Here is a 13,144-nt window from a genome sequence, read left to right as displayed (position 1 = left end):
TTCTGCCTCACATCCGGAAGACGCCGAAGCCGCCCCGTGCGCCCTCGACCGGGGCGGTGTGGAGGGCGGACAGGCACAGGCCGAGGACGGTTCGGGTGTCGCGTGGGTCGATGACGCCGTCGTCGTAGAGCCGCCCGGACAGGAACATCGGCAGCGACTCCGACTCGATCTGCTGCTCGACCATCGCGCGCAGCCCGGCGTCCGCCTCGTCGTCGTACGGCTGCCCCTTGGCGGCGGCCGACGCGCGGGCGACGATCGAGAGCACCCCGGCGAGCTGCTGCGGTCCCATGACGGCGGACTTGGCGCTCGGCCAGGCGAAGAGGAAGCGGGGGTCGTAGGCGCGGCCGCACATGCCGTAGTGGCCGGCGCCGTAGGAGGCGCCCATCAGGACGGAGAGATGTGGGACCTTCGAGTTCGATACCGCGTTGATCATCATCGCGCCGTGTTTGATGATGCCGCCCTGCTCGTACTCCTTGCCGACCATGTAGCCGGTGGTGTTGTGGAGGAAGAGGAGGGGGATGTCGCGCTGGTTCGCCAACTGGATGAACTGGGCGGCCTTCTGGGACTCCTCGCTGAAGAGCACGCCCTGGGCGTTGGCGAGGATGCCGACGGGGTAGCCGTGCAGCGCGGCCCAGCCGGTGGTCAGGCTCGGCCCGTAGAGCGGCTTGAACTCGTCGAAGTCCGAGCCGTCCACGATCCGCGCGATGACCTCGCGGGGGTCGAACGGGGCCTTGAGGTCGCCGGGCACGATGCCGAGCAGCTCGTCCTCGTCGTACTTGGGCGGGGCGGCCGGGCCCGGGTCGGGGTGCGCCTTGCGGTGGTTGAGGCGGGCGACCACCCGCCGGGCCTGGCGCAGCGCGTCCGGCTCGTCGACCGCGAAGTGGTCCGCGAGCCCGGAGGTGCGGGCGTGCATCTCGGCGCCGCCCAGCGACTCGTCGTCGCTCTCCTCGCCGGTCGCCATCTTCACCAGCGGCGGGCCGCCCAGGAACACCTTGGCGCGCTCCTTGACCATGATCACGTGGTCGGACATGCCGGGGACGTACGCACCGCCCGCGGTCGAGTTGCCGAACACCACGGCGACGGTCGGGATGCCGGCCGCGGACAGCCGGGTGAGGTCCTTGAACAGCGCCCCGCCCGGGATGAAGATCTCCTTCTGGCTGGGCAGATCGGCGCCGCCGGACTCCACCAGCGAGATCACCGGGAGGCGGTTGGCGAAGGCGATCTCGTGAGCCCGCAGAGACTTCTTCAGCGTCCAGGGGTTGCTGGCGCCGCCGCGCACCGTCGGGTCGTTGGCGGTGATCAGGCACTCCACGCCCTCGACGGTCCCGATACCGGTGACCAGCGAGGCGCCGACCTGGTAGTCGCTGCCCCAGGCCGCGAGCGGCGACAGCTCCAGGAACGGGGTGTCGGGGTCGAGGAGCAGCTCGATCCGCTCCCGGGCGAGCAGTTTGCCGCGCTTGCGGTGCCGGGCGACGTACTTCTCCCCGCCGCCCTCGGTCGCCTTGGCGTGCGCCTCCTCGATCTCCGCCAGCTTCGCGAGCATCGCCGTACGACGCTCCGCGTACTCGGCGCCCGACGGGTCGAGCCCGGTTCCGAGCACGGTCACCTGATTTCTCCCAGGGGGCTCGGTGCTTCAGGGCGGGGAAGGGCGGGGCCTTGCGCCGGGGCCGGGCAGCGGCGGAGTTCTCTGCACATGTGTTCTGACCTGCACTTCCTTTGATTGTCAGTGGGCGGGGTTAAGGTCTCGATCATGGCGACGGCACAGGGATGGGCTGAGGGGTCCGGGCACGCCCGGTACACCTTCCGCTTGCGTGTGTCGTCCACGGCCCGTACCGGTCTCGAAGCGGAGTGGGCGCGGTGCCGATGGGTGTGGAACGAGTGCGTGGCGATGTCCCGCAAGGTCCATGCCCGCAACAAGGCCACGGGCGAGAAGGCGGGGTGCGGCCCGGCGCAGCTCGACAAGATGCTGACGGAGGCCCGGCAGTCGATGGCGTGGCTGCGTGAAGGCGCTTCGGTTTCTCAGCAACAGGTCATACGGGACTTCGCGAAGTCCCGTGCCAAGGCGCTGAAGGACATCAAGGCCCGGTTGCCCATCCGGCAGCGGGCCGGGATGCCCCGCATCAAGCGGAAGCGGGACGCGCTGGCGACGCTGAACTACACGCGGCGCGGGTTCCGCCTCAAGGACGGTCGCCTGCACCTGGCCAGCGGCATTGTGCTGACCGTGGTGTGGTCCCGCGATCTGCCGTCCGACCCCACCTCGGTCCGCGTGTACCGCGACAGCCTGGGCCACTGGCACGCCTCCTTCGTGGCGACCGTGCCCGCCGAGCTGCTGCCCCAGGCCGGTGCGGTGATCGGCGTGGACTGGGGCGTGAGGGAAACCGCCACCACCACCAGTGACCACCACGACCTCCCGCACGCCCAGCACGGGAAGACGGCTGCCGCGAAGCTGGCCCGCTACCAGCGGATGATGGCCCGCAGGAGTACCCCGAAGAACCAGCCCGACACCGCCGGGTATCGCAAGGCTCGCAAGGCGGCGGCGAAGGTGTCCAAGAAGATCGCCCGGCAGCGGCAGGACACGGGACGCAAGTGGGCCAAGACGATCGTCCGCGACTTCGACCACATCGCGGTGGAGGACTTCCGCCCGAAGTTCCTCGCCAAGACCACGATGGCCCGTAAGGCAGCTGACGCCGCGATCGGCGCGACGAAGGCGGCGCTGATCGAGATGGGCCGCAAGCACGGCCGTGCCGTGCACCTGGTCCACCCCGCGCACACCACCATGGACTGCGCACGGTGCGGAGCGAGAGCCAAGCACGCACTCCCCCTCTCCGAGAGAACGTATACGTGCACCGCGTGCGGAGCGGTGTCCCCCAGGGACAAGAACTCCGCCTGCGTGATGCTCGTCCGGGCTGGCCTCAACCCGGCTAGTGCCGATCTTGTAAGCCCTGCCACCTGCTAGGTATCAGGCGAAGTGAGCTAGGAATCCCCCTCGTTTACTAGGGGGAGGAGTCAACACAACACCTCCGGTATCTCCATGTGCCGCGAACGCAGCCACTCCCCCACGGCCTTGGCCTGGGGATCGAACCGGGACTGCGCGGCGACGCCCTCGCCGAGCAGCCCGTCGACGACGAAGTTGAGCGCGCGCAGATTCGGCAGTACGTGCCGGTCGACCGGCAGGTCGGCGGTCTCGGGGAGCAGCTCCCGGAACCGCTCGACGGTCAGCTCGTGTGCCAGCCAGCGCCAGGCCCGGTCGGTGCGGGCCCACACCCCGACGTTCGCCGAGCCGCCCTTGTCACCACTACGGGCTCCGGCTACCAGGCCGAGCGGCCCGCGCCGGGTGGCCCCGGCGGGCAGCGGCTCGGGGAGCGGCGGGTCGGGCAGCCGCACCAACTCCTGTGTGACGGGCGCCGGTTGGGCGCTGATGCGGGTGCCGTCCGGCAGCACGGCGCGATGCGGCACCTCGGCCGCGTCCACCGCCACCGCCTCGAAGACCCCGTACGGGGTGCCCTTACCGGGTGGCGCGGTGACATGGAAGCCGGGGTAGCTGGCCAGCGCCAGCTCGACCGCGGCGCCGCTGACCGCCCGCCCGACGGCGTCCTGGTCGGGGTCCCGCACCACCAGGCGCAGCAGTGCGCTCGCCTCCTCCTGGACCGCCGCGTCGTCCCGGTCGGTGCGGGCCAGCGTCCAGCGCACCTCGGCCGGGCGGTGCTCCGCCGCGTCGAGGGCCGCCTCCATCTGCCGGCGGACCAGCGCGGCCTTCATCGGAACGTCCAGCCCGGTCAGGACGAAGGTGACCTCGTTGCGCCAGCCGCCGAGGCGGGTCAGCCCGGTCTTGAGGGTCGGCGGCGGCGCCTCGCCCCGCACCCCGTCGATCCGGACCCGGTCCGGCGCCTCCTCCGTCAGCCGTACGGTGTCCAGCCGGGCCGTCACGTCCGGCCCGGCGTAGCGGGCCCCGGCCGTCTCGTACAGCAGCTGGGCGGTGACGGTGCCGGGGGTGACCGCGCCGCCGGTGCCGGGGTGTTTGGTGATCACCGCGCTGCCGTCGGCGGCGATCTCGGCGAGCGGGAAGCCGGGCCGCAGCAGGTCATGGGCGTCGAAGAAGGAGTAGTTGCCGCCAGTGGCCTGGGTGCCGCATTCCAGGACGTGTCCGGCGGCCACCGCCCCGGCCAGCTGGTCCAGATCCTGCGGCCGCCAGCCGAAGTGCGCCTGGGCCGCGCCGCTGACCAGCGCGGCGTCGGTGACCCGCCCGGTCACCACCACGTCGGCACCGGCCCGCAGACAGGCGGCGATCCCCCCGCCGCCCAGGTAGGCGTTGGCGGTCAGCACCCCCTCGCCCCACCCCCCGCGCGCCAGCAGATCATCGCCTTCCACATGCGCCACCCGTACGGGCACCCCCACCTTGTCCGCCAGCTCCCGTACGGCGTCGGCGAGTCCGGCCGGGTTCAGCCCGCCCGCGTTGGCGACGATCCGCACCCCGCGCTCGACGGCCAGCCCGAGCCCGTCCTCCAGCTGCCGCAGAAAGGTCCTGGCATAGCCGCGGGTGGGGTCCTTCAGCCGGTCCCGGCCGAGGATCAGCATGGTCAGCTCGGCGAGATAGTCGCCGGTCAGTACGTCCAGCGGGCCGCCGGTGAGCATCTCGCGCAGTGCGTCGAAGCGGTCGCCGTAGAAGCCGGATGCGTTGCCGACGCGGAGGACGGCGGGGTCGGCGCCTATGGGGCGTATCGCGCCGCCGTCGCTCATGAGGTGGCGGCTTTCCCGGAGGGCTCCCGCCCCTTGCCCGGCGGGCCCGCGAAGGCCTGCGCGATCTCCAGCCAGCGCGCCGCGTCCGCCCCCTCGGCCCGTACGGACGGCAGATCGGCGCGGTGCGCCCGCTGGGTCACCAGCAGGCAGAATTCCAGCGCCGTACCGGTCACCCGCTGGGCGGCCTCCGGCGGTCCGTACTCCCACACCGTGCCGTCGGGTGCCCGCAGCTCGACGCGGAACTCCTCCTCGGGTGGGGTGAGTTGATGCGTCGCATAGGCGAAGTTGCGGGTCCGTACCCCGATCCGGGCGATATGCCGCAGCCGGGCGGTGGGCGGCCGGACGGCACCCAGCGCGTCGGCGATGTCCTGTCCGTGCGCCCAGGTTTCCATCAGCCGCGCGGTGGCCATCGAGGCCATGCTCATCGGCGGGCCGTACCAGGGCAGTTTCTCCCCGGCCGGCCGCTCCCTGAGCGCCCGCAGCAGCTCCTCACGGCCGGTCCGCCAGTCCGCGAGCAGCTCCGCCGGAGGCGTCCGCGCCCCGGCCTCGGCGGCCTCGTCGACGAAGGTCAGCGGCGAGGCGAGGGCTTCCTGCGCGGCGCGCACGAACCCCTCCGGGTCGGTGGCCGAGAGCAGCGCCTGCCGGTCGGTCCAGGCCAGGTGAGCGATCTGGTGGGCGACCGTCCAGCCCTCGGCGGGCGTCGGGGCCGCCCAGGCGTCGGCCGACAGTCCCGCGACCAGCGCGTCCAGCTCCTCACTCTCCGCCCTGAGATCGGCCAGTACGGCGCCGGGATCGGACACGCGGCACTCCCCTCATCGGCCCCATGTGGCCTACGGCCAGGGCGGGTTGACAGGCGTTGGTGCGGTACGGGTCCGAGCGTGGCAGCGCCGACAGAAACAATCAAGCACGCCTGCATGATTTTTTCCTGCGAGGGCGCGAACTGCGCGAGGGTGGCCGGCTGCCATCGGCTGAAGGGTCCTGACGGTGCACATGACCCCGAAGCGGCGCGCGGGAGGCGTGCGGCAGGGGGCGGGGCGGCGGCCCAAGGGGCCGCCGCGGGCCGCCCCCTGGTTCAGCTGTGAGCCCCCGCGTTCCGAACGGCCCCCACGCTCGCCAGCACGACCAGCCCGATCGCCAGCACCTCGGCCCAGCCCAGGGCCTGGTGCAGGACGAGGAATCCGGCGGTGGCCGCGGCGGCCGGCTCCAGGCTCATCATCACCGCGAAACCGGCGGCCGGCAGCTTGCGCAGGGCGAGCAGTTCCAGGGTGTAGGGCAGGACGGACGACATCAGGGCGACCGCGGCACCCAGCCCCAGGGTGACCGGGTCGATCAGGGCGGAGCCCGCGCTGACGATGCCGAACGGCAGGCTGAGCAGCGCCGCGACCGTCATCGCCAGGGCCAGGCCGTCGGCCTGCGGGAAGCGCTGTCCCGTACGGGCGGAGAGCAGGATGTAGGCGGCCCACAGCCCGCCGGCCGCCAGCGCGAACGCCGCCCCGGTGAGGTTGAGCCCGTCGAGCCCCTCGCGTCCCAGCAGCACCACGCCGCCCAGGGCTAGCGCCGCCCACACCAGGCTCAGCAGCCTGCGGGAGGTCGCCACCGACAGGATCAGCGGTCCGAGGAACTCCAGGGTGACCGCAGCGCCCAGCGGAATGCGGTCGATGGCCTGGTAGAAGAGCGAGTTCATCCCGGCCAGTGCGACGCCGAAGGCCAGCACCGTGGCCCAGTCGCCCCGCGCATGACCGCGCAGTTTGGGACGGCAGACGATCAGCAGCACCAGTGCGGCGACCACCAGCCGCAGGGTGACCACGCCCAGCGCACCGGCCCGCGGGAAGAGCAGCACCGCCACCGACGAGCCGAACTGAAGCGAGACGATCCCGCCGATGACCAGCGCCACCGACCCGATCCGCCCGCGCGCCCCGGCCCCGCCGGCTCTCCCGGCCTGCGCCTCCGCCGTCAGCACCTCGGGCGAGGGCGGTATCGGGTACGCAAGCCCCCCGTCACGGGCGGGGGCGGTGTCGACGGGAGGGGCGGGGGTGGCGGGCGTACCGCCATCGGGGGTCTCGGGCGAAGCATTCACGCCACCACGCTACGGCCCGCCGTTCCGGTCCGTGAAATGCCTTTTCCCCTGTTGTTATGCTCCGCGCGCATGAGCATCGAGCTGCGTCATTTCCGCTGCTTTCTCGCCATCGCCGACACCCTGAGCATCACCCGCGCCGCCGAGCGGCTGCATCTGACCCAGCCCGTCGTCTCCCGCACCCTGCGCCAGCTGGAACAGGCCCTCGGCGTCCATCTCGTCGACCGCTCCACCCATCACCTCGCGCTCACCCCCGACGGGCTGTCCTTCCGCGACCGGGCCGCGGTCGCGGTGGCCGCCTTCGACCGGGCGCTCGGCTACGCCCACCACACCGCCTGGCCGCTGCGGCTGGGCCACGCCTGGTCGGCCGCCGGTACGGACACCACCGCGCTGCTGCGCCGCTGGCACGAGGAGCACCCGGCGACCCCGCTCGAACTCCTCCGGATCGACGACCGCACGGCCGGTCTCGCCCGTGGCGAGGTGGACGCGGCCCTGCTGCGCGGCGAGGTCCGCGCGCCGGGCCTGGTCACCGAGCGGCTGACCACCGAGCCGAGAGTGGCCGGTCTGCCCGCCGACGACCCGCTGGCCGGCCGCACCGCCCTCTCCCTCGCGGATCTGGCCGACCGCACCATCGCCGTCAACACCGTCTCCGGTGTCACCTCTCTCGACCTGTGGCCCCCGTCGGCCCGCCCCGCCGCCACGATCACCATCGGCAACACCGACGACTGGCTGGCCGCCATCACCGGCGGCCGCGCCGTCGGCGTCACCACCTCCGCCACCGCCGAGATGTACCCCCACCCCGCCATGGCCTACGTCCCCCTCACCGACGCCCCGCCCGTCCCCGTCGTCATCGCCTGGCGCGACGGACCGGGGCATCCGCGGATCCCGGACCTGATCCGGCTGGCGCATGAGGTGATGGGGCGGCACGGCGGGGTGCTGTGAGGGGCCGCGTTGCGGGCGGGGCGGAGGCGGCGCCTCGGAACCGCCGCGCCTCGGAACCGCGGTGCCTCAGAACCGCGGCGCCTCAGAACCTCCGGGCCGACTCCTCCGCGTGGGCCATCCGCCGCAGGCTCAGCAGCACCGGCTCGTACAGCACCGTCAGCGCGACGGCCGCCTCGATCTGGCCGGTCGGGGTCGGCTGCTCCTCGACCATGTCCAGGTCGGTGACGGCCAGTTGCGCCGCCAGCCGCGCGTACGGCAGCAACTGCTCGGCGTCGCAGGGGTAGCCGAGCCGGACCAGCGCGGCGACCGAGTCGATGAGCCGCCGGTGGGCGGGGTTGCGCAGGTCCGGGCCGCGGCCGGCGGACCAGCCCAGCCGCTCCAGCAGCGCCGCCACCGACCGGCGGGCGGTCTCCACCGCCGGGTCGTCCTCGGCGGGCCGCTCGAGGCAGGGCAGCGCCCGGGTCGCCGCGCCCAGCCGCAGGTGGTGGTCCAGCGACTCGTCCTCCGCGGCAGCGATCACGTCGCGCGCGGCGGCCACCGGAACCCCGCCGATCTGGATCAGCGCCCGCACCAGACGCAGCCGCCGCAGGTGGTCCTCCCCGTACTCGGCCTGGGTGGCGGAGACCCGGCGCCCGGGCTGGAGCAGCCCTTCGCGCAGGTAGTACTTGATCGTGGCGGTGGACACACCGCTGCGCTCACTCAGCTCCGCCAGCCGCATGCTCTTGCACCCTTCATTGGATAGTAGCCCTATCCAAGCATGGAGGGCGTCGCCGTCCAAGAGGGGACGGGGCATCTCATGGGCAGGGCACCGATGCACCGGGCGGTGTGGGGCGCCGACCCCCGCCCCGTGCCTGGGTGTGCGGCACCCGGCCTCGGCCCGCCCTGGAGAAGTGGCCGCCGGCGGCCCAGAGTTGCCGCATCCCCCACCTCCGAGGAGCCCCCATGGCCACCACCCCCGCCCACGACGACACCCTCGCCCGGCGCCTGCAGCGCCTGGAGGACAAGGAATCCCTGCGTGCGCTGATGATCCACGGCTGGCGGGCGCTGGACCGCAAGGACTGGCGCACCTGGATCGAGTGCTGGGCCGAGGACGCGGTGCTGGAGTTCGGCCCGTGGGACCACATTCACGGCCGCGAGGCGATCCTGGCCAAGGTCATCGAGGCCGAGGCGCCGTACGCCACCATGCAGCACCACATCCTCAACATGGACTTCGAGGTGCGAGGCGACCGGGCGACCGGCGTCGGCTACATGTGGTTCGTAGCCGTCACCGGTCCCGGAACGGCCGCCTCGCCCTACGCCATGGGCGGCCCCTACGCCTGGGAGTACGCCCGCCACACCGACGGCTGGCGCCTGACCCGCCAGCGGCTCGGCGTCTGGTGGACCACCGGCGAGGACACCCTCCATGCCTTCACCACGGCCGACTAACTGCACTGTTCACGGTCGTCCCCCTCCGACACCCCGGCCGGGGACCGCCCGTCAGCCGGAACGGGCGCCTGAGCGCCGACCGCGCCGGACGTGGGCTTCTCCCGGCGCTTACGCGCCAGCTCCTCGGCCCGCCGATCCGAATCCAGCCGCATTTCCGCCTCAGCCTTGAGATCAAAACTCCGCACCACAGCCCCCATAACCTCACGACGCCCCGGCTCCACCACGACGCCCGGACGCCTTGCCCTCGCCCTCCCGCACCGCCCGCCCAGGCCCGCCGATTGACTTCTCCCCCGCACTGTCAGTGTTCCCGCCCCACCTGCCCCCACCCCGTCGACGGCGCCCCGGCATCCACCGCCGGATGCACATCACCCTGCCGCTAACGAGCCCACACACACCGGTGCACACACCCCGGCGCGCACCGCTCCTGCCACAACCGGCCCTCCGGCTTGTGCCCAGCGCAGTGCGGCTCAGCTCGGAACCGGGCTACCGCAGCGGACACGCGAGATCCCGTCGCGCCCGGTGCGGGCTACAGGCGATCAGGTTCAGCGAGAGGAACCGCCCGCCGCTCACCCACCAGCCCCCGACCCGGATCGCCTGGACTCCTGGACAGCGGTCGTCACGTATAGCCCTGTACGCGCGGTCCGGCTCATGGGCGCGGATGCACGGACAATGGCTTCCGGTCTTCCCTCGGGTGAGCGACAGCGCGTGCTGGCTGAGCTGGGCAGTCAGGGGCAGGTAGGGGCCATGGCAGCGCTTCAGCGAGGCGAGCCGTGTGGTCTGGCCCTCAAGTGCGGTGGGGCGTGGGTGGAATGGGCGGCCAAGCCGGTGTGGCTGCTGCCCCTCATCGGTGGACCGCAGGGGGCTCCTGGACCGTGCAGGGGCGAGCGTTCGGCCGGGTTCGGGACGCCGCCATGACGCCGACGGGCTGTCCCCCGTAGACGAACCGGGGGGGGCGGCAGGCGTGCCCGCCCCACGCCCAGCCCCTACTCCCGCCGCACGTGCGGCCCCTCCGGCCCTGCCCCCTCCCCCAGCGCCTCCGCCAGCACCTCCGCCAGATGCCGCCCCCGCCGGTCGCCGAGCTGGTCCAGTTGGGTGCGGCAGGAGAAGCCGTCGGCCAGGATCTCGGTGTTGGCGGTGGATTGCCGGACGGCGGGGAGAAGTTGGTCCTCAGCACACGCCACCGACACGTCGAAGTGGCCGCGTTCGAAGCCGAAGTTGCCGGCCAGGCCGCAGCAGCCGCCGGTCAGTTGGCCGGTGAGGCCGGCACGGGCGCGGAGGCGGCGGTCGGCGGCGTCGCCCAGGACTGCGTGCTGGTGGCAGTGGGTCTGGCCGGCGATGGGGCGGTCGATGCGTGGGGGTTGCCAGTCGGGGGCCAGTTCCTCCAAGGCTTGGGCGAAGGTCCGTACGGAGCGGGCCAGGCGGGCCGCCCGGGGGTCGTCGGGGAGGAGCTCGGGCAGGTCCGTGCGGAGGGCGGCGGCGCAGCTCGGTTCGAGGACGACCAGCGGGCGGCCGTCCCGGAGCAGGGGGCTCAGGACCTCGACCGTGCGGCGCATGACGGTGCGGGCGCGGTCGAGTTGGCCGGTGGAGACGTAGGTCAGGCCGCAGCACAGGGGTGGGCGGTGGAGGCGGGGCAGGCTGGGCTGGGGGAAGGCTCCGCCGGGCTGGCGCAGGGGGGCGGTCGGGGGCAGGAGCGGGCGCAGTCCGGCCGCTTCCAGGACGCGGACGGCGGCGCGGCCGACCTCCGGGGAGAGGTGGTTGGTGAAGGTGTCGGGCCAGAGGATGACCGTTCGGGCGTCCGTCGGGGTCGGTGTGGCGGACGTCCTCCTCCTCCGCCACCACCAGCGGGTGAAGGTTTCGGTGGCCAGTGAGGGAATCGGCCGCTCAGGAGCGATGCCGCCCAGGCGTTTGGCGACGGCGGCCAGCGGGGTACGGGCCAGCGCGTTGAGGGCGGGGGCCAGGGGGGCGGCGGTGTGCAGCCATTGGGGGAGGCGGCCCATGGAGTAGTGGGCGGCGGGGCGTAGGCGGCCTTCGTAGTGGTGGTGGAGGAATTCCGCCTTGTAGGTGGCCATGTCGACGCCGACCGGGCAGTCGCTGCGGCAGCCCTTGCAGGAGAGGCAGAGGTCGAGGGCGTCGCGCACCTCGGGCGACTGCCAGCCGTCCGTGATGACCTCGCCGGCCAGCATCTCGTGCAGCAGGCGGGCCCGGCCGCGGGTGGAGTGCTGCTCCTCGCCGGTCGCGCGGAAGGACGGGCACATGACGTCCGCCGAGCCCGGCCCCGTAGTGGTGTTGCGGCATTTGGCGACGCCGACGCAGCGCCGTACGGCCGCGGAGAAGTCGCCGTGGTCGTGCGGATAGCCGAACTCGACCGGGACCGGGCCCTTGGGCAGCGGCGCGAAGCGGAGGTTCTCGTCGAGGCGGGCGGGGTGGATCAGCATGCCGGGGTTGAGGCCGGTGGCCGGGTCCCAGAGGGCTTTGAACTGCTCGAAAACGCCGACGAGTTCGGGGCCGTACATCTTCGGGAGCAGTTCGGCGCGGGCCTGGCCGTCGCCGTGTTCGCCGGAGAGCGAGCCGCCGTGGGCGACGACCAGGTCGCCCAGGTCGTGGGAGAAGTCCCGGAAGCGGCGGATGCCGGGCGGGGTCAGCAGGTCGAAGTCGATACGGATGTGGATGCAGCCGTCGCCGAAGTGGCCGTAGGGGGTGCCGCGCAGGCCGTGCTGGGCGAGCAGGGCGCGGAAGTCGCGGAGGTACGGGCCGAGTTGGGCGGGCGGGACGGCACAGTCCTCCCAGCCGGGCCAGGCCTCCGAGCCGTCGGGCATCCGGGTGGCGGTGCCGGAGGCGTCCTCGCGGATGCGCCAGAGGGCGCGCTGGCCGGCCGGGTCGGTGACGACGGTGTGGTCGGTGCTGCCGTCGGCGGCGGCCGCCCGGCAGAGCGCCTCGGCGCGGGCCGCCGCCTCGCCGGGGCTCGCGCCGCCCATCTCGACGAACAGCCAGGCGCCGCCCTTGGGCAGCCCGGCCGCGTCGCCCACCAAATCGGCGGCCATCCCCTCGACGGTCATCGGCCGGTGCGGGAGGAGGGTGTGCGCGGCCTCGGCGGCGGCGCTCTCGTCCGGGTAGGCGAGGACGGCGAGGACCCGGGCGGCCGGGGTCTCCACGAGGCGTACGGTCGCCTCGGTCAGCACCCCAAGGGTGCCCTCGCTGCCGGTGAGGGCGCGGGCCAGGTCGGTGCCGTTCTCCGGGAGCAGCGCGTCCAGGGCGTAGCCGGAGATCCGGCGGGGGAGGTCGGGGTAGCCGGTGCGCAGGAGCGCCAACTCTGCGTCGACCAGGGCTTTCACACCGTCCCTGAGGCGCGGGGGCAGTCCGGAGGGGGCGCCGGTGGGGCCGGTGCCGCGGCCGGCCCGTACCCGCTCGCCGCCGTACGTCAGCAGCTCCAGCTCGTGGACGCTGTCGGCGGTGGTGCCCCAGACCACCGAGTGCGAGCCGCAGGAGTTGTTGCCGATCATGCCGCCGAGGGTGCAGCGGCTGTGGGTGGAGGGGTCGGGGCCGAAGGTCAGACCGTGCTTTCCGGCCGCCGCCCGCAGGTCGTCCAGGATGACGCCGGGCTGGACGACGGCGGTGCGGGCGGCGGGGTCGAGAGAGACGATGCGCCGCATGTGGCGGGTGAAGTCCAGCACCACGCCGACGCCGGTCGCCTGCCCGGCGATGCTGGTCCCGGCGCCGCGCGGCACCACCGGCACCCCGTGCTCCCGGCACACCCGCAGCGCCGCGGCGACATCCTCGGCGTCCAGGGGCGCGACCACCGCTCTGGGCACCCGCCGGTAATTGGACGCGTCCATCGTCATCAGTGCCCGGTCGGCCGCGGCGAACGAGACCTCCCCCCGTACCGCGGCCGCCAACTCCTTCGCCAGATTCCGCTTCTCCGTCTCCGTACGATCAGCCATGTCTCCAGCCTGCCCACTGGGGCGGGTT

Annotated in this window: 9 protein-coding genes; 3 read left to right on the top strand and 6 right to left on the bottom strand. The window is 73.1% G+C overall.

Annotated elements, in window-relative coordinates; translation table 11 throughout:
- Nucleotides 1-7: 7 nt before the first annotated feature.
- A complete protein-coding gene (locus QT196_RS24350; protein WP_168480966.1) occupies nucleotides 8-1,606 on the bottom strand; it encodes a carboxyl transferase domain-containing protein in 1,599 nt (532 codons plus the stop codon).
- 144 nt (nucleotides 1,607-1,750) lie between these two features.
- On the opposite strand from QT196_RS24350, the gene QT196_RS24345 reads away from it, so the two are divergent.
- Entirely contained in the window at nucleotides 1,751-2,956 is a 1,206-nt protein-coding gene (locus QT196_RS24345; protein WP_266734068.1) for a transposase, read from the top strand.
- Nucleotides 2,957-3,006: 50 nt separating this feature from the next.
- Here the strand turns inward: QT196_RS24345 and QT196_RS24340 are convergent, their stop codons facing one another.
- The 3 genes from QT196_RS24340 to QT196_RS24330 form a co-directional block, all read right to left on the bottom strand.
- Nucleotides 3,007-4,737, bottom strand: a complete 1,731-nt coding sequence (locus QT196_RS24340; protein WP_266734070.1) for an acyclic terpene utilization AtuA family protein — start codon at nucleotides 4,735-4,737, stop codon at nucleotides 3,007-3,009.
- On the bottom strand, nucleotides 4,734-5,537 hold the full coding sequence (locus QT196_RS24335) for a TIGR03084 family metal-binding protein (RefSeq protein WP_168480963.1): 804 nt from the start codon (nucleotides 5,535-5,537) through the stop codon (nucleotides 4,734-4,736). Before QT196_RS24335 ends, QT196_RS24340 begins: the two co-directional genes overlap by 4 nt.
- 272 nt (nucleotides 5,538-5,809) lie before the next feature.
- Nucleotides 5,810-6,697, bottom strand: a complete 888-nt coding sequence (locus tag QT196_RS24330; RefSeq protein WP_248001645.1) for an EamA family transporter — start codon at nucleotides 6,695-6,697, stop codon at nucleotides 5,810-5,812.
- Nucleotides 6,698-6,883: 186 nt separating this feature from the next.
- Between QT196_RS24330 and QT196_RS24325 the strand changes: the two genes are divergently transcribed.
- Nucleotides 6,884-7,753, top strand: a complete 870-nt coding sequence (locus QT196_RS24325) for a LysR family transcriptional regulator (protein WP_290355677.1) — start codon at nucleotides 6,884-6,886, stop codon at nucleotides 7,751-7,753.
- Nucleotides 7,754-7,835: 82 nt separating this feature from the next.
- On the opposite strand, the gene QT196_RS24320 is transcribed toward QT196_RS24325, so the two are convergent.
- Nucleotides 7,836-8,471, bottom strand: coding sequence for a MerR family transcriptional regulator (locus QT196_RS24320; RefSeq protein WP_168480961.1), 636 nt, complete (start codon nucleotides 8,469-8,471; stop codon nucleotides 7,836-7,838).
- Nucleotides 8,472-8,695: 224 nt separating this feature from the next.
- On the opposite strand from QT196_RS24320, the gene QT196_RS24315 reads away from it, so the two are divergent.
- The gene (locus QT196_RS24315) at nucleotides 8,696-9,178 is read left to right on the top strand and encodes a nuclear transport factor 2 family protein (RefSeq protein WP_168480960.1); all 483 of its coding nucleotides are present in this window, start codon (nucleotides 8,696-8,698) and stop codon (nucleotides 9,176-9,178) included.
- 983 nt (nucleotides 9,179-10,161) lie between these two features.
- Here the strand turns inward: QT196_RS24315 and QT196_RS24310 are convergent.
- Nucleotides 10,162-13,116, bottom strand: a complete 2,955-nt coding sequence (locus QT196_RS24310; RefSeq protein ID WP_266734076.1) for an FAD-binding and (Fe-S)-binding domain-containing protein — start codon at nucleotides 13,114-13,116, stop codon at nucleotides 10,162-10,164.
- Between the last annotated feature and the right edge of the window lie 28 nt (nucleotides 13,117-13,144).

It is taken from the genome of Streptomyces sp. P9-2B-2, from assembly GCF_030406865.1.
GTDB lineage: Bacteria > Actinomycetota > Actinomycetes > Streptomycetales > Streptomycetaceae > Streptomyces > Streptomyces platensis.
Note: the sequence above shows the minus strand (reverse complement) of the source record. Positions and strands in the feature narration are given on the sequence as shown.